The 19,645-nt window shown below is 57.5% G+C and carries 21 protein-coding genes; 12 read left to right on the forward strand and 9 right to left on the reverse strand.

Annotated features, from left to right (window positions below; all coding sequences use genetic code 11):
- The first annotated feature begins 159 nt into the window (after positions 1-159).
- The 7 genes from AC5S16_RS20130 (at position 160) to rsmB (ending at position 7,583) form a co-directional block, all read left to right on the forward strand.
- Positions 160-1,998 carry a peptidylprolyl isomerase gene (locus AC5S16_RS20130; protein WP_493931906.1) on the forward strand — a complete coding sequence of 613 codons (1,839 nt, stop codon included), beginning with the start codon at positions 160-162 and terminating at the stop codon, positions 1,996-1,998.
- Between the two features lie 11 nt (positions 1,999-2,009).
- Positions 2,010-3,086, forward strand: coding sequence for a 3'-5' exoribonuclease YhaM family protein (locus AC5S16_RS20135; protein ID WP_493931907.1), 1,077 nt, complete (start codon positions 2,010-2,012; stop codon positions 3,084-3,086).
- A complete protein-coding gene (locus tag AC5S16_RS20140) occupies positions 3,043-3,423 on the forward strand; it encodes an EVE domain-containing protein (RefSeq protein WP_493931908.1) in 381 nt (126 codons plus the stop codon). Before AC5S16_RS20135 ends, AC5S16_RS20140 begins: the two co-directional genes overlap by 44 nt.
- A gap of 185 nt (positions 3,424-3,608) precedes the next feature.
- The gene (gene aroC / locus AC5S16_RS20145) at positions 3,609-4,790 is read left to right on the forward strand and encodes a chorismate synthase (RefSeq protein WP_493931909.1); all 1,182 of its coding nucleotides are present in this window, start codon (positions 3,609-3,611) and stop codon (positions 4,788-4,790) included.
- Positions 4,791-4,797: 7 nt separating this feature from the next.
- A complete protein-coding gene (gene def / locus AC5S16_RS20150) occupies positions 4,798-5,307 on the forward strand; it encodes a peptide deformylase (protein ID WP_493931910.1) in 510 nt (169 codons plus the stop codon).
- 6 nt (positions 5,308-5,313) lie between these two features.
- Positions 5,314-6,249 carry a methionyl-tRNA formyltransferase gene (gene fmt / locus AC5S16_RS20155; RefSeq protein ID WP_493931911.1) on the forward strand — a complete coding sequence of 312 codons (936 nt, stop codon included), beginning with the start codon at positions 5,314-5,316 and terminating at the stop codon, positions 6,247-6,249.
- Positions 6,246-7,583, forward strand: a complete 1,338-nt coding sequence (gene rsmB, locus AC5S16_RS20160) for a 16S rRNA (cytosine(967)-C(5))-methyltransferase RsmB (protein ID WP_493931912.1) — start codon at positions 6,246-6,248, stop codon at positions 7,581-7,583. The genes fmt and rsmB overlap by 4 nt, the downstream gene beginning before the upstream one ends.
- Here the strand turns inward: rsmB and AC5S16_RS20165 are convergent.
- Genes AC5S16_RS20165 through aroB form a run of 5 tightly spaced genes read right to left on the reverse strand, consistent with a single transcriptional unit; the run spans position 7,580 to position 12,031 of the window.
- On the reverse strand, positions 7,580-8,341 hold the full coding sequence (locus tag AC5S16_RS20165) for a PASTA domain-containing protein (protein WP_493931913.1): 762 nt from the start codon (positions 8,339-8,341) through the stop codon (positions 7,580-7,582). The genes rsmB and AC5S16_RS20165 overlap by 4 nt on opposite strands.
- Positions 8,338-8,754, reverse strand: a complete 417-nt coding sequence (locus AC5S16_RS20170; RefSeq protein WP_493931914.1) for an OsmC family protein — start codon at positions 8,752-8,754, stop codon at positions 8,338-8,340. Before AC5S16_RS20170 ends, AC5S16_RS20165 begins: the two co-directional genes overlap by 4 nt.
- 12 nt (positions 8,755-8,766) lie before the next feature.
- Complete coding sequence (locus tag AC5S16_RS20175; protein WP_493931915.1) at positions 8,767-10,197, reverse strand: cation-efflux pump; 1,431 nt, start codon at positions 10,195-10,197, stop codon at positions 8,767-8,769.
- A 7-nt stretch (positions 10,198-10,204) separates the two neighbouring features.
- Positions 10,205-10,945: a bifunctional demethylmenaquinone methyltransferase/2-methoxy-6-polyprenyl-1,4-benzoquinol methylase UbiE gene (ubiE, locus tag AC5S16_RS20180; RefSeq protein WP_493931916.1), complete on the reverse strand. Its 741-nt coding sequence runs from the start codon at positions 10,943-10,945 to the stop codon at positions 10,205-10,207.
- Positions 10,946-12,031 (reverse strand): 3-dehydroquinate synthase, encoded by a 1,086-nt coding sequence (gene aroB / locus AC5S16_RS20185; protein ID WP_493931917.1) that lies wholly within the window; start codon positions 12,029-12,031, stop codon positions 10,946-10,948.
- 83 nt (positions 12,032-12,114) lie between these two features.
- On the opposite strand from aroB, the gene nadB reads away from it, so the two are divergent.
- Positions 12,115-13,668: an L-aspartate oxidase gene (nadB, locus tag AC5S16_RS20190; RefSeq protein ID WP_493931918.1), complete on the forward strand. Its 1,554-nt coding sequence runs from the start codon at positions 12,115-12,117 to the stop codon at positions 13,666-13,668.
- A 134-nt stretch (positions 13,669-13,802) separates the two neighbouring features.
- Here nadB and AC5S16_RS20195 read toward each other — a convergent pair whose 3' ends face one another.
- The 4 genes from AC5S16_RS20195 to AC5S16_RS20210 all read right to left on the reverse strand — a co-directional run bounded on the left by AC5S16_RS20195 (position 13,803) and on the right by AC5S16_RS20210 (position 16,990).
- Positions 13,803-14,711 (reverse strand): TerC/Alx family metal homeostasis membrane protein, encoded by a 909-nt coding sequence (locus AC5S16_RS20195; protein ID WP_493931919.1) that lies wholly within the window; start codon positions 14,709-14,711, stop codon positions 13,803-13,805.
- On the reverse strand, positions 14,711-15,577 hold the full coding sequence (locus AC5S16_RS20200; protein ID WP_493931920.1) for a M28 family peptidase: 867 nt from the start codon (positions 15,575-15,577) through the stop codon (positions 14,711-14,713). Before AC5S16_RS20200 ends, AC5S16_RS20195 begins: the two co-directional genes overlap by 1 nt.
- Positions 15,578-15,726: 149 nt before the next feature.
- Positions 15,727-16,542 carry a twin-arginine translocase subunit TatC gene (gene tatC, locus AC5S16_RS20205; RefSeq protein WP_493931921.1) on the reverse strand — a complete coding sequence of 272 codons (816 nt, stop codon included), beginning with the start codon at positions 16,540-16,542 and terminating at the stop codon, positions 15,727-15,729.
- Entirely contained in the window at positions 16,535-16,990 is a 456-nt protein-coding gene (locus AC5S16_RS20210) for a Sec-independent protein translocase subunit TatA/TatB (protein ID WP_493931922.1), read from the reverse strand. Before AC5S16_RS20210 ends, tatC begins: the two co-directional genes overlap by 8 nt.
- Here AC5S16_RS20210 and AC5S16_RS20215 point away from each other — a divergent pair.
- The 4 genes from AC5S16_RS20215 (at position 16,971) to AC5S16_RS20230 (ending at position 19,569) form a co-directional block, all read left to right on the forward strand.
- Complete coding sequence (locus AC5S16_RS20215) at positions 16,971-17,414, forward strand: type II toxin-antitoxin system RelE/ParE family toxin (RefSeq protein ID WP_493931923.1); 444 nt, start codon at positions 16,971-16,973, stop codon at positions 17,412-17,414. The two genes, AC5S16_RS20210 and AC5S16_RS20215, sit on opposite strands and share 20 nt — an antisense overlap.
- Before the next feature lie 12 nt (positions 17,415-17,426).
- The gene (locus AC5S16_RS20220) at positions 17,427-17,720 is read left to right on the forward strand and encodes a HigA family addiction module antitoxin (RefSeq protein ID WP_493931924.1); all 294 of its coding nucleotides are present in this window, start codon (positions 17,427-17,429) and stop codon (positions 17,718-17,720) included.
- Positions 17,721-18,010: 290 nt separating this feature from the next.
- Positions 18,011-19,144: a quinolinate synthase NadA gene (gene nadA, locus AC5S16_RS20225; protein WP_493931925.1), complete on the forward strand. Its 1,134-nt coding sequence runs from the start codon at positions 18,011-18,013 to the stop codon at positions 19,142-19,144.
- Positions 19,141-19,569 carry a DUF2203 domain-containing protein gene (locus tag AC5S16_RS20230; RefSeq protein ID WP_493931926.1) on the forward strand — a complete coding sequence of 143 codons (429 nt, stop codon included), beginning with the start codon at positions 19,141-19,143 and terminating at the stop codon, positions 19,567-19,569. Before nadA ends, AC5S16_RS20230 begins: the two co-directional genes overlap by 4 nt.
- Positions 19,570-19,645 lie beyond the last annotated feature (76 nt).

Below are 19,645 nucleotides of genomic sequence, written 5' to 3' on the forward strand. Positions count from 1 at the left end.
AAAAGGCCATGCGGGCGGTCCAATCAGGTATCTGCTCCGCGCGTATTCCGAATTGGCTTTCATCCGCGTAGAGTGTTTAGAATGTTGGGAAGCGCAATCCGACAGTTTAAGAAGCAATACCCTGAAATCGCGGCATGCGCTGAATCGAGACGTACAACCATGACTTACCGACCCTTACCGCTCTCAGCCGCGCTCGTAGCGGGCATCGCATTCCTGGCAGTTCCATCGTTCGCCCAGACCTCGGCTAAACCGGCCGGCGCGCAGCAGACACCGGCGCAGGAGTCGCCCTACCAGGGCACCGTGGTCGAGGAAATCGTTGCGCGCATCAATGACCAGGTCATCAGCAAATCGGACTATGAGCGCGCCGAGCAGGAACTGGAAGCGCAGGGGCGTCAGCAGGGGTGGTCGCAGCAACAGCTGTATGAGCAGAAGCATACTCTGCTGCGCGACCTGATTGACCAGCAGCTGCTGCTTTCGAAGGGCAAGGAACTGGGCATCACGGGCGAGGCCGAAACTGTCAAGCGCCTGGACGAAATCCGCAAGCAGAACCATCTGGACAGCATGGAAGACCTGCAGAAGGCGGCCGAGTCGCAGGGTGTCTCTTATGAGGACTTCAAGCAGCACATCCGTGAAGGCATTGTTTCTTCGCTGGTGATTCGCGACCAGGTGAGCCGGCACCTTTCGCTCAGCCAGGCTGATGTGCAGAAGTATTATGACGATCACAAGTCGGATTTCGACAGCCCCGAATCGGTGCACCTGAGCGAGATCCTGATTCCTACGGCAAACCCGGACGATGCGGCGCAGGTAGAAGCTGCGCAGAAGAAGGCTGATGATGCTGCCGCCAAGCTGAAGTCAGGTTCTGATTTTGCTGAAGTGGCAAAGGCCGATTCCGGTGGGCCGACTGCGGCGCAAGGCGGTGAACTGGGCGAATTCAAGCGCGGGCAGCTGGCCAAGGTTTTGGAAGACTCGACCTTTGATCTGAAGCCAGGCGAATATACGCAGCCCATCCGCACCAAGCAGGGTTTCGTCATCCTCAAGGTTACTGGACATACTGCCGGCGGAGTGCAGGCCCTGAAGGACGTAGAGCCGCAGGTAGAAGACGCGCTCTACGGCGCAAAGATGGGTCCCGAACTGCGCAAATATCTCACGAAATTGCGCGAAGACGGCTACATCGAGATCAAAAACGGCTATGAGGATTCCGGTGCCAGCCCCAATGAAGTCCGGCCGGTCTATAGCGCTTATGTTCCGCCCTCAGGAAAGAAAAAGCATGTGGAGCGGACGCGCTTCCGCCAGAAGAGCGTGAAGGCGAAGCCTGCGACTGAGACTGCGGGAGCACCCGCTGCTCCTGCTGCGCCGGCGGGCACTCCGTCGCTTGCGGATGCTCCGGGAGCGAGGACGGCGAAGACTGAGACGGGAACCGCTGCGCCGGCGAATGCCGAGACGGCTGCGGCTGGCCAGACTGCTCAGCCAGCGCCCGCTCCGACTAATGCCAATACGAATCAGACTGCCAGCACTGCGGGTGTAGAGAAGCCGGGCAAGAAGGAAAAGATCCGCTTTGGCCAGGCTCCTCGCGAAACGCTGCCGTATTCGCCGACGAAGAATGAAGACGCCGGCGCCAATACACAGGTGGCCTCGAACAATAACAATAATGCTCCGCAGAACATGCAGGTGGTAGGACCAGACGGAACGGTGACCGGCCAGCAGGAAGAAGAGAAAAAGGAGAAGACTCGCTTTGCCGCTCGCGCTAAGCTGCCGAAGGACAAGAAGGCGAAGGATAAGAGCGATCCTTTTGCTCCTTCTCCTGAGACTCAGGATGAGGTGGCGACGCGGCAGGCGCAGCAGGCTCCTCTGGGCCTGAATGGCGATACGTCGAAGCCGAAGAAGGAAAAGCCCACGGAGAAGACGCGGCTTTCTGACAAGGCCAAAGAGAAGACGGCTGACCAGCAGCAACAGCCGAATGCTCCTGCACAGCCAACCAACCCGCCGTCACAGCAGTAACGGGCGGCGCTATGAAGGAACTGTTCGTTCAGGACCTGGCCAGATTTGAGAACCAGGTCATCACCGGCTATTTTGCAGTTGCGGCGAAGCAGGTGCGCTCGAGAAAAGACGGCGCGCTCTACTTCGCCGTCTCACTTTGCGACCAGACCGGCCAGATCGAATGCCGCATGTGGGAAACGGATGAGGCGGGCGATTTTGCATCCGGCGATGTGGTGAAGGTGCAGGGCCAGGTCAGCCGCTACCAGGACAAGCTCCAGATCAACATCGATAAAATCCGCAAGGCCGATGAGCAGAGGGACCCTGGGAAATATGATCTCGGAGATTTTGTTCCCAAGACCTCGCGCAACATTGACGAGCTCTGGGCGGAGCTGAACAGCTACATTGCCGGCTTTACCAATCCGCACCTGTATGCGCTGGCGCACGCGTTTCTTGATGATCGGGAGATTGCCGCAGCGTTGAAGGCTGCTCCGGCGGCCAAGAGCATGCATCATGCATGGATCGGCGGCCTGCTGGAGCACATCGTCTCGCTGATGGGCATTGCCGATCTTGCGGCGCGGCATTACACAGAGATCAACCGCGACCTGCTCCTGGTTGGAGTCCTGCTGCATGACATTGGCAAACTGCATGAGCTGCGCTGGGGCACGAGCTTCGATTACACGCTCGAAGGCCAGCTTGTCGGCCACATCACCATCGGCATCCGCATGATCGAGCAGAAGCTTGCTGCTTTGCCTGATTTTCCTGAGCCTCTGCGCCTGCTGGTGGAGCACATCGTGCTGAGTCATCACGGCAGGTACGAGTTCGGCTCGCCCAAGCTGCCCATGATTCCCGAAGCTGTGATGCTGCATTATCTCGACGATCTCGACGCCAAGATGCAGACCATGCGCAGCGAATTTGCGCGCGCCGAAGCACTTGGCCGCGAGCCCGGACAGATGACAGAATGGGTGCGCGCCATGGAGCGCCCGCTGCTGAACACCGGACCGTATCTGAACCAGAATCAGACAGAGAAGCAGCCGGAGCCAGAACCCGCGCCAGTGGAGGAGACCGATGCACTACCTGCTCAAGACGGAACCGGAAAGCTATTCCTTTAGCGATCTCGAACGCGATGGAGAGACGGTGTGGGATGGTGTGAGCAATCCTGTGGCGCTCAAGTACCTGCGCGGCATGAAGCCTGGCGAGAATCTGGTGATCTACCACACGGGCGATGAGCGCACCGCTGTTGGTACGGCGAAGGTAGTTTCGGTCGATCCTGACAATCCTAAAGCGCCGGTTGTCCGCATCAAGGTGGAAAAAGCAGTGAAAACGCCGCGGACACTCGCTGACATCAAAGCTCACGACCTCTTTGCGGATTCGCCGCTGGTGCGGCAGGGACGGCTTTCGGTTGTTCCGCTGAATGACGCGCAGTATGCGTGGCTGACTAGGGAGTGAGCCTCTGAATAAGTACTAAGAAAGGATTGCACCACAGAGAGCATGGAGAACACAGAGACTTACGGGGCTCTGCGGCCTCTGTGATCTCTGTGGTGAAAGATTTGTTCTGCATACCTCAGCAGAACTTCGCGTACCCTGCATCCGTTCACTTGCTGCGCTACAATCATAATTGGCATCGTACGCAAATGTTACGTTTTTCTACTGCAGGTGAGTCGCACGGCGAGAGTCTTATTGCCCTGGTTTCCGGGCTTCCAGCCGGCATTGAAGTCGACCAGAATTTTATCAACCGCGAGCTATGGCGCCGCCAGCAGGGCTATGGCCGCGGCGGACGCATGCGCATTGAGCAGGACACAGCGCATATTCTCTCTGGAGTACGCCACGGCAAGACGATCGGTTCGCCTGTTGCAATGGAGATTGAAAATCGCGACTGGAAGAATTGGATCGATGTGCTGCCGGTAGAGACCGGTGATCCGTCGAAGCACAAGGCTGTTGCTTCGCCGCGGCCTGGACATGCTGATCTTGCAGGCGCGCTGAAATACGATTTTCCTGATGCACGGTACATCCTTGAACGCGCTTCGGCGCGCGAGTCTACGGCGCGTGTAGCTGCCGGAGCGCTGGCGAAGCTGCTGCTTCGTTCGTTGGGGATGGATGTTGCCAGCCACGTTATCCGTGTAGGGCACGCGGAGCTTGAGCGCGATGGCGTGTGGGAAGAGATCGCAGCCCTGCGCGAGAAAGATGAAGTGCTGCTTGCATGCGTTGATGCGGAAGCTGAAGCGCGCATGAAGGAAGAGGTCGATAAGGTTTTGCGCACGGGCGATACTGTCGGCGGCGTCTTTGAAGTTGTGATTCATGGCGCACCTGCCGGCATTGGCACGCACACCAACTGGGATGAGCGTCTGGACGGCATTCTGGCGCAGGCCGTGATGTCCTTGCAGGCGGTCAAGGCTGTCGAAATCGGCCGCGGTGTTACTGCGGCTGAATCGTTCGGCACAGAGGTGCACGATGCTATCGGCTACGCAAGCGAACCGCAAAATGGCGCGAAGACCCGCTTCACCCGCGATCACAACAACGCCGGCGGACTTGAAGGCGGCATCTCGAACGGCGAAGACATTATCGTGCGCGGATATCTGAAGCCGATTTCCACCCTTCGTCGTCCATTGCAATCCGTGCGCTTCGACACGCGCGAAGTTACGAAGGCGGCTTATGAACGCAGCGATGTTTGCGTTGTTCCGGCTGCCGGCGTTGCTGCTGAGGCGATGGTAGCGCTGGCGTTTGGACGGCTGGTGCTCGAAAAATTCGGGGGCGATTCACTGCGCGAGCTGAAACGTAACTATGATAGTTACATAGAGCAGATTCGCGCTTACTAACAGAAGAATGATTCGAGAAATCGTCAAATATCCAGACCCGATCCTGCAGCGTCCCACTGAGCCCGTTGCCGAGTTCAACGATGAGCTCCGCGCGCTGGTCGACGATATGTTCGAGTCGATGTATGCTGCGCAGGGAATAGGGCTGGCCGCGCCGCAGATCGGCGACCCCAGGCGGGTTACTATTATCGACCTGAGCTTCCAGAAAGACCCCAAGGAAAAAATCGTCCTCATCAATCCGGAGATCATCCTCAAGGAAGGCAAGCAGTACGAAGAAGAGGGCTGCCTGAGCCTGCCGGAAATACGCGAGAAGGTCTCGCGTGCAGCGAAGGTGACGGTGCGCGCGCAGGATGTCGAAGGCAAGTGGTTCGAGATCGACGGCGAAGAGCTTCTGGCCCGCGCCATGCAGCACGAGATCGACCACCTTGACGGTATTCTCTTCATTTTCCGCGTCAGTGCGCTCAAGCGCGACCTGCTTCTGCGCAAGATCCGCAAGATGCAGCGCGCCGGCGAATGGTAGGCTGCCATGCGCCTTGTATTCTGCGGCACGCCACAATTCGCTGTTCCAACTCTCAAGACTCTGTTGCGCGCTGGGCATGATATTCGCCTTGTGGTTACTCAGCCGGATCGCCCTCAGGGGCGGGGCATGCAGCTGGTGGCGCCTCCGGTAAAGCAGGCGGCCATCGAGGCCGGTCTCCAAGTCACGCAGCCGGAGAAGATCAAGAACAATGTGGAGTTCCGCGCGCAGCTGGAAGCAATTGCGCCGGAGGCCATCATCGTCGTTGCCTATGGCCGCATCATTCCGAAGTGGATGCTCGATCTGCCGTATCATGGCAACCTGAATCTGCATGCTTCGCTGCTCCCGAAGTATCGCGGTGCGGCGCCGATCCAGTGGGCCATTGCGAACGGAGAACCGGTCACGGGCGCGACCACGATGCGCATTGACGAAGGCCTGGACACTGGCGACATGCTGATGCAGCGCGAGATGCCTCTCGCTCCAGATCAAACGGCAGAGGATGTTTTTCCGTTGCTGGCCGAGATGGGAGCAGCTCTGATGGCGGAGACGCTCGAAGGGCTTGCTGCAGGTAACATCACTCCGAAGAAACAGGATGATGCCAAGGCTACGCTCGCTCCGATTCTGAAACGCGAAGACGGTCTGATCGATTTCCATCGCACCGCGATGGAGACCTACAACCGCTGGCGCGGCTTCCAGCCATGGCCTGGCATTTACACGCAGTTTCGCGGGAAGAAACTTGTATTTCACCGAATGATGCCAATGGAACTGCGCGGCGAAGAGAGTATTCCCGGCCAGGTGCACATCGATCGCGCGCGACTGTTTGTTGATTGCGGCGGCGACACGCGCCTTGAGCTTCTGGAAGTCCAGCCTGAAGGCAAGAAGCGCATGGCTGCGGCAGATTTTCTGCACGGGTATCAGCTGAAGGACGGCAACAAGCTGGGATGAAGAATGTTGCTCCAGCCCGCGCTCGCGCCTTTGAGATTCTGCTTGCTATTGAGCGCGACGCGGGGAGGAGCGATGAGCTTCTGCATCAGCCGTCAGTGGATCGGCTCTCTGCGCCAGATCGCAATCTTGCAACGAATCTTGTCATGGGCACGTTGCGTTGGCAGATTGCGCTTGATGTGCGCATTGCTTCGTTCCTAACAAGACCTAAGGCGCAGATCGATCCGGCAGTACGCGTGGCGCTGCGCCTGGGAGCGTTTCAGCTGCTCTATCTTGATCGCGTTCCTGCCTACGCCGCGATTGGTGAGAGCGTTGAGCTGGCGAAAAGCGCTGGCAATCGCTTCGCGGCAGGCATGGTGAATGCGGTATTGCGGAAAATCGCTGCGCAGGCAAAAGATACGAATACAGTTACAAATTCTTCAAAAGCAGCGCATCCGCAGTGGCTGGTCGAGCGCTGGGTAAGAAACTTCGGTGCGGAGTATGCAGAAGCGATCTGCGAGTATGACCAGCAGCCCGCGCCTGTCCATGTTCGATTGCTGGCATCTGATGCCGAACAGGAACTGCTGCGAGAGGGGATCGAACTGGCTCCGGGGAGTTTTCTCGCGAATGTCCGCCGCATTGTGAACGGCAATGTTTCGTCGACAAAGGCATTCGGGAATGGTCATGTCAGGATTCAGGATGAGGGTTCGCAGCTTGTCGCCGAGCTTGCTGGGGTAGGGAGAAAAATCCTTGATGCCTGCGCTGCTCCCGGAGGAAAGACGGCGATCCTTGCGGAACGCAATCCGGAGGCTGACATTACGGCGTGTGATATCGGCAAACGGCGCCTGGACGAGATGCAAGATCTGTTCCGAGGCCAGACATACATGGCTCGCGTGAAATATGTAACTGCAGATGTGGCAAATATGAAACTGCAGCCGGAGTTTGACCTGATTCTGTGTGATGCGCCTTGCAGCGGTACCGGAACGCTGGCGCGCAATCCGGAGATTTGCCATCGGCTGACAGAAGAGGAAATAAAGAGGCAGCAAGAGCGTCAGGTCAGAATTCTGTCAGCCTTGATGCGTGGCGTGAAAAGCGGCGGGCGTCTGCTTTATTCGACCTGCTCACTCGAACCTGAGGAAAACGAAGCGGTCGTGCGCCAGTGCCTGGATGACAACCGTGAATTCAGGAAGACTTCGATCGAGGAAGAAATCAACAGGCTCGATCGGGACGGCATTCCACAGCCGGGTGCTTCAGAACGACTATCCAAGACTGCAGTTGTGAATGGCTGCCTGCGTACTATTCCCGGCGTCCATGCCTGCGATGGCTTCTTTGCGGCGTTGCTGGTGAAGTACGCTTAGCGAACCACGGTGAGCTGGATAGGGATGTTCGCGTCCACGTAATGTCCGGCGGCTGGGTTCTGTGCAATGACGCTGCCTGCTGGTACTGGTGCTGCAGGAGCTTGCGCTGATCCTGCAGGAGGTATAGCCGGTATGCTGGCCGGCACTTCAATGGTCGGGGCGAGCTTCAGTCCGGCGCGCGTGATTGCTGACGATGCGACGGAGATCAGCTGGCCGGTCAGATCCGGCATCACGATCCCTTTGGCGTCTGCGGACTGACCATCCGCAACCAGCAAGCTGAGACTGGGGCGCTCCACACCTTCGGCATCCGGTGCAGGATTCTGCGCGATCACGCTGTCAACCTGAGCACCGGGATAAGACATGTGCGCAACATTGCCGAGGTCGAGCCCCGCACGACGCATCTCGATGGTCGCTGCGCGCTCCTGCTGGCCAATTACATTTGGAATGGGGATGCGCTGCGGGCCAAGGCTCTCGGTCACGCGCACATGCCACTCGCGGCGGACTGTTGTGCCCGGCGCAGGCGACTGCGTGAGCACGCGTCCTTCAGGCATCTCTGCGCTGTAGAAACGGTTGTCCACGGTGAGGTTGAGGTCGAGAGACGCAGCCTTGCGCGTAGCGTCGGCGGCGCCGAGGCCACGGAAGTCGGGGACTGAAACTTCTGCGCCGTGAATGGCAAAATGCATGGTCGTGATCGCTGAGAGCAGCGCGACGACACATAGCAGCAGGACCACCAGCGCGAGCCGGAAGAAACTGATCATGCGGCAGGCTCTCCGTCGGCATACTCGATCAGGAATTCAATGGTGGCGCTTTTTTCCAGCATCTTGGAAACAGAGCAGTACTTATTTTTTGAAAGCGCGACGGCATCTTCCATCGCTTTCTTTGAGACCTTGCCGCCGACGCGATACACCAGTTTGATGTGCGTGAAGACGCGCGGGGCCTCCGCCGCCTGCTGCGCTTCCGCAGAGACAACCAGGCTGGTAAAGGGCTCGCGCTTCTTCTGCAGGATGCTGACGACATCGACAGACGTGCAGCCGCAGAGCGCGGTCAACACGGCTTCCATTGGGCTGGGACCTGTGGTGTGCGCCGCGTCGGCGTCGAAGCGGATGGTGTGGCCGCTCTCCGAGTGGCCGTCAAACTGCATTTCCTGTTTCCATTCTGCGCGTGCAATCATTTTCTCTTTTCCTCAATAGTGTTGATTATCAGAAGCTGGCTCGGGATGGATCAAAACGCGGTGCACTTCAGGGCACTCGATTTTGAAGCGATCTTCGAGCGCGGTGATGACCTCGTGCACCTGCTGCATGTCCATTTCGTCGGGCAGTGTGCAATGGCATGAGACCTGAATCTTATCGCCAATGCGCCCGACGAGGACTTCGTGGATGTCGATGATTTCGGGAATCTGCGAGGCAGCGTGGCGCAGGCACTCTTCGAGGATGCGGTCGCTGGCAACGATTTCTGTTTGTTCAATGGTGGCGGGCTCGCTCTCAATGTGTGTCAGAACGTGTTCCACCTGCGGCAGCTCCCGGCGGATCTCGTCTTCAATGCGGCGGACAAATTGATGCGCTTCGCGCAGCATCATCTTCTCGGCAACTTCAATGTGCTGTTCGACGCGGAGCTTTCCGTCGACGGATTGAATGCTGACGTCATGCAGGACGACGTTGTTGCGGGCCGCGACTGCACGAACCTTGTCGAAGATACTTTCCGCTATCCCCGGACGCGGCACAGTATGGATGACGACGTCGGCGTCAGGCAGCACGCGCCGTACTGCTGCTGTCGCATCTTTCACCAGCTGCTCGGTTCGCTGGAAAGTCAGCTGGCGTGAGAGCGAGAGCGTGAAATCAGCAAAATAGGAATTACCGGAGCGCCGCATGCGCGCGCTGTCTACGGATAGAACTCCGTCGGTGTGGCGCAGTTCGTAGAGCACATGCCGGCGCGTTTCGGGAGGGATCGAGTCTACCAGCTCGGCCACGGTGCGGCGGGCGAGCTTCACGCAGAAGTAAAGGATCATCAGCGAGACGCAGATGGCGGCAATTGCATCGGCCAGGCGCAGCCAGGGAATCCCGAGGTGCGCACCGAGCCATGAGGCTGCGAGTCCTATAAAGACGGCGACGCTTGACCAGATATCGGAAGAGAAGTGCAGCGCATCCGCCTCAAGCGCCTGGCTGCCATGCTTGTTTGCCACAGCCATCAGCTGCCGCGAGCGCCAGAAATCGACGGCGATGGAAATTGCCAGCACCAGCAAGGGCCAGAAGGAGTAGCGAATTGCAACGGAGTGGAAGAAGATGCGGCTGACGGCTTCATAGGTGATCCACAGGCTCGAGGACAGCATCAGAAACGTTTCGACAAATGCCGATACGTTTTCGATCTTGCCGTGGCCGTAGGGATGGTTTTCATCTGCGGGCCTGTCGGACACGCGGACGGAGAGAAATGTCAGGCCAGCTCCGATGAGGTCGATGCCCGAATGCGCTGCGTCGGAGAGCATGCCGAGGCTGCCGGTGAGGACTCCTGCAACCAGCTTAAGCAGCGTCATGGCGGTGGCCGCGAGCATGGACACAACAGCCACGGAGCGCTTTTCTGCGCCGGCTTGTTGGCTGGACTGGATGGTCGCTGCCTGCATCGTCAGTCTAGGTTTTCACACCGTGGTAGAGGCCTGCAATGCCCATGCTGTAGGGCTTCCAATCGGCCTTACTGAAGCCGATTTCACGCATGAGCGCCAGCATCTCCTGCGGCGGAGGGAAGCGGTGCACTGAGGCGGGCAGATACGCGTATGCTCCGGAGACGCCGGAGATGCGCGATCCGATGGCGGGAAGCACGCGGCGGAAATAGAAGGCATAGAACTTTCCCAGCAGGCCTCCCGGCTCGCTGAAATCGAGAATGCCGAGCTGCCCGCCGGGCTTGAGCACGCGGTGGAATTCTTCGAGGCCGGTGCGGTAGTTTGCCAGGTTGCGAAATCCGAATGCTGTGGTGATGAGATCGATGGAAGCTGAAGGCAATGGCAGGTGGAGGGCATCGGCTTCCAGTACGACTGCATTGTTGCCGGCGAGTTTTGCTTTGCCGCGGACCAGCATCTGGTGCGAGAAATCCGCGGCAAGCACAGGCCGCGCGCTTGTTGGTCGGTGCCGCAGCAGAGCCATGGTCATGTCCCCTGTTCCGCAGCAGATATCGAGGACGGTTGCTTCCGGGCGCGCGAGAACGGATTGAAATACTTTTGCAGTGCGGCGCCACCACAAGCGGTCAATGTTCAGCGAAAGCACATGGTTCAGCAGATCATAGCGCGGCGCGACGCTGTCGAACATCTCGCGCACAGCGCGCGCGGCGCTCGATGCGTCGGTTGTTCCGGCGGGCTGGGCGCCTAGCGTCTGCATCTATAACTCGCGGACCTGCTGGAGCATCCATCCAGATGCGGATAAAAGCTCAGTGTCGGTTACATTTTCGACGACCTGCGCATCACCAATGCCTGCGGGAAGAACGAAACGGCGAATGCCGGCACGGTTTTTCTTGTCGCGTCCGGCGGCTTCGAGCAATTTTTCTGCTGTGGTTTTGAAAGCGGGCAGCGGACCGTAGGCGAGAATCGTTTGCTGCATGCGGTCAGCCTGTTGCGCAGTTATGGTTTTGCGCACGAGGGCCAGGTGCAATGCGGCTAACATTCCCCAGGCAATGGCTTCGCCGTGCAGAAGCTTGCGATAGTGGGTTGCTGCTTCGATGGCGTGTCCGATGGTGTGGCCGAAATTCAGGATCATGCGCAGTCCTGACTCACGCTCGTCGATGCCGACGACGTCAGCCTTCATGCGAATCGAAGCAGAGATGACGTATTCGAGCGCCCTGGTATCACGTTTCAGAACGGATGCCGCGCTGCGTTCCATGAAGCGGAAGAGGCGGGCGTCACGGATGATGCCGGCCTTGATGCTCTCGAATAACCCGGCGCGCAGCTCGCGGTCTGGCAGGGTCTGCAGCAGGTCAATGTCAGCGAAGACGGCGAGCGGATGATGGAAGCTGCCGATGAGGTTCTTGCCTGAGGCGAGATTTACCCCTGTCTTTCCGCCGATGGATGAATCCACCTGCGCGAGCAGCGTCGAAGGAATTTGAATGAAGTCGATGCCGCGCATGTAGATGGCGGCGAGGAAGCCGCCGAGGTCGCCGACAATGCCTCCGCCAAAGGCAATGAGGAGCGCACTGCGGTCGGCGCCTGCGGAGGCAAGCTCAACCGCGAGCCTCTCTACCTGTGCTAGCCGCTTGTTTGGCTCACCGGGCGGCAGGAAGAGCACGATGGGCTGATTTTCTTTCGGAAATGATGCAAGAAAACGCTTTGCCCAAAGACCCCATATTTCAGGCGAGGTCAGGACGAAGATACGTTTTTGTTCCGGCAGTCTTCGATAGAGATTGGCGAACAGACCGCTGCCGACATAGACGGGATATTGAGCCGATGCTGTTTTGACTTGAATCGTGCGCACGCTTCTTTCATCGTATCGCAGGCGTCTGCATCTTTTCGGCCAGCCGCGAGTCTAAAAATAGTTGCGTGATAGCCTCAAACGTTATGGCAGATTTTGTAGTAGTAGGCGCGGGCATCGCGGGCCTGCGCGCCGCTATCGGGCTCTCTGAATCGGGCCGCGTTCTTGTTATTACCAAAGAGCAGCTTGGCGAATCGAATACGCAGTATGCGCAGGGTGGCATTGCTGTGGCCATGAGCGGAGATGAAGATGTTGCGCTGCATCTGGAAGACACGGTAAATGCCGGCGATGGCCTGGTGAATCGCGAAGCAGCAAGAGTGCTGGTGGAAGAAGGTCCACAGCGTGTTGAGGAACTGTTGCAGTGGGGCACCGGCTTCGACCGCGAAAACGGCAAACTGATGCTGACGCGCGAAGGCGCGCACAGCCGCAATCGTATCCTGCATGCGCATGGTGACGCGACTGGCGCGGAGATTGGGCGCTCGCTGCTGGCGCATGCACGCGCTCTCGAGAACATCACGCTGCTTGAATGGACAACATGTGTTGACCTGCTGGTCGAGGGTGACGAGGTAGTTGGCCTTACGGTTCTGGATCGCGAGGGGCGTTTGCACCCGATCCAGGCGCGGGCTGTGCTGCTGGCCAGCGGCGGCGCGGGCCAGGTTTACAGCGATACGACGAATCCTGCCGTGGCTACTGGAGATGGCATTGCTATGGCTTATCGCGCCGGCGCTGAAATCTCTGATATGGAGTTTTACCAGTTTCATCCCACGGCGATGAGCCTGCCGGGAGTGCCGCGGTTTTTGCTCTCTGAAGCTCTGCGTGGTGAAGGCGCGTATCTGCGCAATGCGCAGAGTGAGCGCTTTATGGATCGCTATCATCCGCTGCTGGAGCTGGCTCCACGCGATGTTGTGGCGCGGGCGATTACACGCGAAGGACTTGGTCCGCAGGGCGAGGTTCTGCCGGTGTATCTCGATATGAAACATGTGCAGGGAGTCGATTTTCATCAGCGCTTTCCCGGAATCTCGGCGTTTCTGGCACAGCATGGACTTGAATTAAATCGCGATCTGATCCCGGTACGCCCTGCGGCGCACTATCTGATGGGCGGGGTCGGGACAGATATGGATGGCAGGGCATCGTTGAAGCGCCTCTATGCTGCGGGTGAAGCAGCTTGCACGGGCGTTCATGGGGCGAACCGCCTGGCGAGCAATTCTCTTCTTGAAGGGCTGGTTTTTGGTGCGCGCGCTGCGAAAGCGATGCGCGATGAGCCGGAGATCAAGGCTTCGGCTGTTTCGGATGCGGGCGCAGTGGTTCGCTCAAATCCTGATAGCGGTGACCTTCTGCCGCAGCTGCAGCAGGTCATGTGGCAGAAGGCCGGGTTGCTGCGCGATGCGGAAGGACTCAGTGAAGCGGGTGATGCTTTGCAGCAGATTTGCGCCCGGCTGCCTGAAGCGACGGACCGCTGTTCACTCGAGTTGCGCAACCTGTATGCAGTTGCGGAGCTTATCGTGCGTTCGGCGCGTGCGCGCGAAGAGAGCAGGGGAGCGCACTACCGCAACGATTTTCCGAAGAGAGACGATGTTCATTTCCGGAAGCATTCTGCGGTCAATAAGAACAGCAGCACAGTGAAGTTTGTCGCCGACTAGATTGTTTCTGTAAGGGTGTAGACGGAAGATTCCGGGGCTAAAAGCCCTTGTTAGACAGGACGAGTTTTCACCGGACTAAAGTCCGGTGCTTCTACCTATCCTTCCAAACCTGATCTATACCTGAATGAAGCTGATCAACCTGCCTTCTTTTCCGGAATCAACTTGCTGGCAACGGCAAAGACCAGGAGCGTCGTCAGAATAACGGCCAGCGATACGGTTACCGGCACGTCGACCCAGTGCACAAGAAGCATTTTGAGCGCGACGAAGGCGAGGATAACAGCTAGCCCATAATGCAGCAGGCGCAGCTTATCGAGCATTCCGGCGAGCACGAAGTACAGTGAGCGCAGGCCCAGGATCGCGAAGATGTTCGACGTGTACACGACGAATGGATTACGCGAAATGGCCAGTACGGCGGGGATGGAATCAAGCGCGAAGATAAGGTCTGTTGCCTCGACGGCAAGAATGACAAAGAGCAGCGCCGGCATTTCAAGGTGCACGCCGTGCGGGCCGTTGTCTTTGATTCCGCTCAGGCAGCGGCGCTGCAGCCATGCCAGCATGCCGGATTTCGACTCCTCTCCCCCTGGTTTTTCGCGCATCAGGCGAAAGGCGGCGATCAGCAGGAATGCGCCGAAGATGTACTCCACCCATGCGAAGCGGTTCAGCAGCGATACGCCGACGGCGATAAAGAAAGCGCGCATCACAATTGCGCCCAGTACTCCCCACAGCAGCACGCGCCGCTGCTCCTCGGCATTGAGGCGCAGCGAGCGGAACATCATGAGAAAGACGAAAAGATTGTCGACGCTGAGCGAGCCCTCGATGAGATAGCCGGAGAAGAATTCGAGCCCCAGCTCATGTCCCTGCATTCTGGTTAGAAAGAGGGCGAACCCGCAGGCGAGGGATGCGAGGAAGATGGTCCATGCCCATGCTGTGCGCAGTCTGACCGAGTGATGGCCCCGCTGCAGAATAACCAGGTCAACAAACAGCAATACCACTACCAGCACATGGAACGAGATCCAGTACGTGATGGTGGCTCCGGCTATCATCAGCGCTCGTTTAACAACCGGATGGTTTCAAGCATGGTGTTACCGACGATGGACAGGCTTTTGGCGCTGATCTTGTCCATCGTGTCCTGTGCGGTGTGCCAGTAGGCTCTTTGATAGCCGTAGTTGAGATCGATGATGTCTGCGGAAGGAACGCCGCGCTTCACGAACGGGATGTGGTCGTCGAAGTCTGTCGTCTCCTGTTGAAAGAAATACGACTGGTCGCCATGCTTCACCGCCGCGCGCTGGATAAGGTCGAGCAGCCATCCGGTCGAATTCGTGTCGCGCTGGATGTCGAGGTCCTTGTCGCCGATCATGTCGAGCACAATGAATGCTTTGATGCGCTTCAGTGTGCCATCGTTCTGCCATTTTGCGGCGAGATGGCGCGTGCCGTAGGTGCTGTCGGAATCCGACCAATCTTTGAAGGCTTCTTCGCCGTCAGTGAAGACGAGCCATACGCTGTAGCCGTCAAGCGTGCGCCCGCGCAGATGGTTGGCAAGCTCGATGAGCAGACCGGTGGTCGATCCGCCATCATTTGCGCCAACGTAATTGATGTTGCGCAGCGGGTAGTTGGTCTCATAGTGCGAGGCGAAGACGATCGCACCGTCTTTTTTGCCGGGGAAGCGCACGATGATGTTGTGCATCTCCTGCGGGCCGGCGGGCGTGTTCGAAGTGAAGGTATCGACTTCGAGATTGTCTTTGGCGAACTGCTTTTTGAGGAAGGCTTCGGCTTTGGCGTGGCCGGGGCTACCGACCCAGCGCGGTCCGATGGCGACGTACTGGCGTGTGTACTCCAGGGCGCGTACGCCGTTGAAGGACTCCTCTGTAGAGGCGTGGGAGATGCTGGACAGGGCAAATATCAGTGCCAAGAAGAAAATGAAAAAGCGGTCGTTGCTACCCCACCCCAGAACACGCGGTGTTCGTGTTCTGGGGTGGGGTAGCAACGAATCGCACGAACTTTGTTCGTGCGAATCCTTCGATTCCGCTACGCTCCACTCAGGATGACATCTCATTTTTATCAAGCGGCCTCGGCCTTTTTCTTGCGGCGCGACGGATGCACCATGTAGGCCACTCCAATGCTAATGAGGTAAAGCACAAGCATCGGCGTAGCGAAGACGCACATGGTGAGGACATCGGGCGTCGGCGTGATGATGGCCGCGATGATGAAGATAATCAGAATGGCGTAGCGGATGTTCTTGGCCAGGAACTTCGCATTCACAATGCCGAAGAGGGCGAGGAACATCACCAGGATCGGCAGCTCGAAGGTCACGCCGAGGCCGAGAATCACGGTCATGAAGAGATCGGTGTATTCGTTGATCTCGATCAACGGGTTGAAGTCCTTGTTGAACGTGAAGAGAAAATCAAGCGAGCCGGGGAAGACCCAGCGGTATCCAAAATAGGCTCCGGCAAGAAAGAGGCCGACCGTTGAGAACATGAAGGGCGTGACATAGCGCTTCTCGTTCTTGTAGAGCCCGGGAGAGATGAACTTCCAGACTTCATAGAGCACGAACGGCGCGGCGATGATGCAGCCCACCATGAAGCTGATCTTGAGGTAGAGGTTAAAGCCGTCGATGGGGTTGTGGTAGTTGAGCTGCGCGGGCAGATGGTGCCGATTGAGCGCAAAGACGATCGGCTTTTCCATGTAGCCGTAGATCTTCTCGTGGAAGCCGTAGGCGACGAAGAAGCCGAGAACGAGGTAAATTGCAGCGCGGATGATGCGCTTGCGCAGTTCTTCGAGGTGCTCGAGCAGCGACATGCCCGGCAACTCGGCACGTTCGGATACTGCGGCGCGTGCGCGATCGACTAATTTTTCTGTCTTGTCATCATCAGCCATGATGAATGGAGGCCTGCTCGCTTTCGTTCGTAGGTTCGCCGGCCTTGCCGTTCAGGGCTGCAGCCTGTTCCGTCTGTTCTTCCTTGGCCAGAGCCTCCATGTATTCCGAGGCGATCTCGCTCTTGGGCATATTTACGTAGGGGGATTCGGCGGTGACGGTCACGCCGGTTGACGGAGGCATGATGGTTGGCTGCGCCGGAGTCTCGGCGGGAAGCTCGTTCGCAGCGGATTGAGCAGCGGTGTCGGCTGCGGCCTTTTCCAGCTGCTTCTGCCGCTCCTGATGCTCCATGGCGCGCAGCTCTTCGTCGATCTGCATCTTGAATTCATTGCTGGCGCGGCGGAACTCAGCCAGAAGCTTGCCGATCTGGCGGCCGATTTCCGGCAGCTTCTTGGGGCCGAACAGAACCAGAGCCAGAACAAAGATAAAGATGGAATCGCCAAAATGCATTTGTTCCCTTCATGATACCTATGGCAAGGGACAGGCCACAAATAGACTTGCCTTTTCTCTTTTCCATCGGATTACTTTTTCATCCGTCCGGCTTATCATAACGTACTGCATTATTATCATTACGCGTTATTATTTATATTATTCTGTGATCGCCGACTGTAAAGACCGGGAAACTGAGCTGCTCTGGAAAACGGGGAAAAGCCGGCAGTTCTCGTCGATTCGCGATGTCGCCAACAGAAAACTCGCCATGCTTGATGCTGCTTGTATGCTTTCTGAGCTTTTAGTACCGCGCGCAAATCGATTGGAAAAACTGAAGGGAGACAGGGAGGGACAATATTCCATTCGCATTAACGATCAATACCGCATCTGTTTCGTCTGGAAAGACAACAATGCGCATGAAGTTGAGATCGTTGATTATCACTAGGGGGCAAACAAAATGGATAAGACATTTGCAGTACATCCAGGAGAGATTCTTCTGCATGAATTTATGGAACCTATGGGGCTGACGGCCTATCGTTTAGCCAAAGAGATTGGTGTACCTGTACCACGAGTGAACGATATTGTACGGGCAAAGCGCGCGATTTCTGCAAATACAGCACTGCGGTTGGGCAAGTATTTCGGGATTTCAGCGCAATTCTGGCTCAATTTACAGAACCGCTTCGATTTGGCAGAGGCAGCGAAAGACAAAACGATTGGGAAGATCAAACAGCGTCCAACAGAAGCGGCTTGAAGCGGTTGTGCGTTCATGTGTAACTCCGTAAAGAGTGGCTCAGATATTTCAACTATATTAAAATCAGTCTATTGAATTTGCCCAAGCAGCCGTTACAAGTTTTGTGACGTTTCTGTGAAAGGCACATCAAAAAGACAGGGTTGCAACATCCCCGTGGGCTGGGCGGCATGCCGCAGTGAGTCCACTGCAACCATGATTGCTTTCAACATCCCCGTCCGAAAACTGGGGTCTCCAGCTTGCGCAATGTTTGCATGCTGGGTGAAAGATTCGGACTGAAGGCGGAAAAGGAATTGAGCATACTCGCGGAAGAAATTTTGACGGCCCCTGCAGACATGCAGGATGTTTGTTCCCTCGATAACTATCTTGCGCAGCCCGACCATACCATGGACGAGCGCATTGCGGCGGCGCGGCTGAAACTTGGCAAAAGCACTGTTCTGCTCGGACACCACTACCAGCGTGATGAAGTGATCCGCTTCGCCGATTACACTGGCGACTCCTACAAGCTCTCGAAAATTGCTGCCGAGACAGAAGCGAAATACATCATCTTCTGCGGCGTGCATTTTATGGCGGAGAGCGCAGATGTTCTCGGACATGAAGGCCAGCAGGTAATTCTGCCCGACCTGAACGCCGGCTGTTCGATGGCCGATATGGCCGAGATCGGCCAAGTCGAAGACTGCTGGGATTCGCTGATGTCGGCGGGCCTCGAGCCGGGTGAGATTGTGCCGCTGACCTATATGAACTCGACTGCGGCGATCAAAGCCTTCTGCGGAGAGCGCGGCGGGCTGGTCTGTACTTCATCGAATGCAGGGAAGGCCTTCGACTGGGCATTTGCGCGCGCGGAGAAAATCCTCTTCCTGCCTGACCAGCACCTGGGGCGCAATACGGCTTTTACCATGGGCATTCCGCTGAGCGAGATGGTGGTCTGGGATCCTTACCAGATCAACGGCGGGGTTACGCCGGAGCGCCTGCGCAAGGCGAAGATCATTCTCTGGAAGGGTCATTGCTCGGTGCATCAACGCTTTCTGCCGGAGCACGTTGATAAAGTCCGCGCCAAGTATCCGGGGATTCAGGTCATCGTTCATCCTGAGTGCCGGTGGGAGGTCTGCCAGAAGGCCGACGCACTGGGCTCGACTGAGCGGCTCATCAAGATCGTGAGCGATGCTCCGGAAGGCTCGATGTTTGCGATCGGCACGGAGATTCACCTGGTCAACCGACTGGCGAAGGAGTTTGCGTCGAAGGGCAAGAAGATCATCACGCTCGACGATACGGGCTGTCTCTGCACCACGATGTACCGCATCAGCCCGCAGCATCTGGCATGGGCACTCGAAAACCTGGTCGAAGGCCGCGTCGTGAACCAGATCAAGGTGCGCAGTGACGTAAAACACTGGGCGCGCGTGGCGCTTGATCGTATGCTGGAAGTATGAAGACGTTCACGCTGGACGAAGCGCAGTCGCTGCTGCCGATTCTCGAATCTCTGCTGAAGCGTGCCATAGAAGGCAAGGCGGCGGCGGAAGCAATCGAGGCGCGCCTGCATGAACTGCGCCAGCGTATCTTTCTTTCCGGTGGAATGCAGGTGAACATCCTGACGCTTGCCCGCCAGCGCGCGGAGATGGAGAAGTCCGTGCAGCAGGCGAAAGATGCCGTTGCCGAGATTGACTCCATCGGTGTGCAGGTCAAGGACCTCGATACAGGACTGCTGGATTTTCCCTGCATTGTGGACAGCGAGATTGTGCTGCTGTGCTGGAAGATGGGCGAATCACGAATCGACTTCTGGCATACCGTAGATGCAGGATTCCGTGGGCGGCAGCCCCTCGATGAGAGATTCGGAAGATCACAGCGGCCTAACTAGCAGGGCACAGCGCTCAGGGCTCAGGGCTCAGGGCTCAGATAAGAAACAGGGAAGCAGGGAATAAAGGAACTAGTTT

It is taken from the genome of Acidobacterium sp. FHG110202_01, from assembly GCF_059115305.1.

What these genes read in the sequence shown, in the direction of transcription:
- AC5S16_RS20220 (WP_493931924.1), top strand. Translation starts at nt 17,427, where the DNA reads ATGGATAAGACATTTGCAGTACATCCAGGAGAGATTCTTCTGCATGAA.
- AC5S16_RS20175 (WP_493931915.1), bottom strand. Translation starts at nt 10,197, where the DNA reads ATGCAGGCAGCGACCATCCAGTCCAGCCAACAAGCCGGCGCAGAAAAG.
- AC5S16_RS20230 (WP_493931926.1), top strand. Translation starts at nt 19,141, where the DNA reads ATGAAGACGTTCACGCTGGACGAAGCGCAGTCGCTGCTGCCGATTCTC.
- AC5S16_RS20210 (WP_493931922.1), bottom strand. Translation starts at nt 16,990, where the DNA reads ATGCATTTTGGCGATTCCATCTTTATCTTTGTTCTGGCTCTGGTTCTG.
- AC5S16_RS20215 (WP_493931923.1), top strand. Translation starts at nt 16,971, where the DNA reads ATGGAATCGCCAAAATGCATTTGTTCCCTTCATGATACCTATGGCAAG.
- aroC (WP_493931909.1), top strand. Translation starts at nt 3,609, where the DNA reads ATGTTACGTTTTTCTACTGCAGGTGAGTCGCACGGCGAGAGTCTTATT.
- AC5S16_RS20130 (WP_493931906.1), top strand. Translation starts at nt 160, where the DNA reads ATGACTTACCGACCCTTACCGCTCTCAGCCGCGCTCGTAGCGGGCATC.
- AC5S16_RS20165 (WP_493931913.1), bottom strand. Translation starts at nt 8,341, where the DNA reads ATGATCAGTTTCTTCCGGCTCGCGCTGGTGGTCCTGCTGCTATGTGTC.
- AC5S16_RS20140 (WP_493931908.1), top strand. Translation starts at nt 3,043, where the DNA reads ATGCACTACCTGCTCAAGACGGAACCGGAAAGCTATTCCTTTAGCGAT.
- rsmB (WP_493931912.1), top strand. Translation starts at nt 6,246, where the DNA reads ATGAAGAATGTTGCTCCAGCCCGCGCTCGCGCCTTTGAGATTCTGCTT.
- def (WP_493931910.1), top strand. Translation starts at nt 4,798, where the DNA reads ATGATTCGAGAAATCGTCAAATATCCAGACCCGATCCTGCAGCGTCCC.
- AC5S16_RS20195 (WP_493931919.1), bottom strand. Translation starts at nt 14,711, where the DNA reads ATGATAGCCGGAGCCACCATCACGTACTGGATCTCGTTCCATGTGCTG.
- fmt (WP_493931911.1), top strand. Translation starts at nt 5,314, where the DNA reads ATGCGCCTTGTATTCTGCGGCACGCCACAATTCGCTGTTCCAACTCTC.
- AC5S16_RS20135 (WP_493931907.1), top strand. Translation starts at nt 2,010, where the DNA reads ATGAAGGAACTGTTCGTTCAGGACCTGGCCAGATTTGAGAACCAGGTC.
- AC5S16_RS20170 (WP_493931914.1), bottom strand. Translation starts at nt 8,754, where the DNA reads ATGATTGCACGCGCAGAATGGAAACAGGAAATGCAGTTTGACGGCCAC.
- tatC (WP_493931921.1), bottom strand. Translation starts at nt 16,542, where the DNA reads ATGGCTGATGATGACAAGACAGAAAAATTAGTCGATCGCGCACGCGCC.
- ubiE (WP_493931916.1), bottom strand. Translation starts at nt 10,945, where the DNA reads ATGCAGACGCTAGGCGCCCAGCCCGCCGGAACAACCGACGCATCGAGC.
- nadB (WP_493931918.1), top strand. Translation starts at nt 12,115, where the DNA reads ATGGCAGATTTTGTAGTAGTAGGCGCGGGCATCGCGGGCCTGCGCGCC.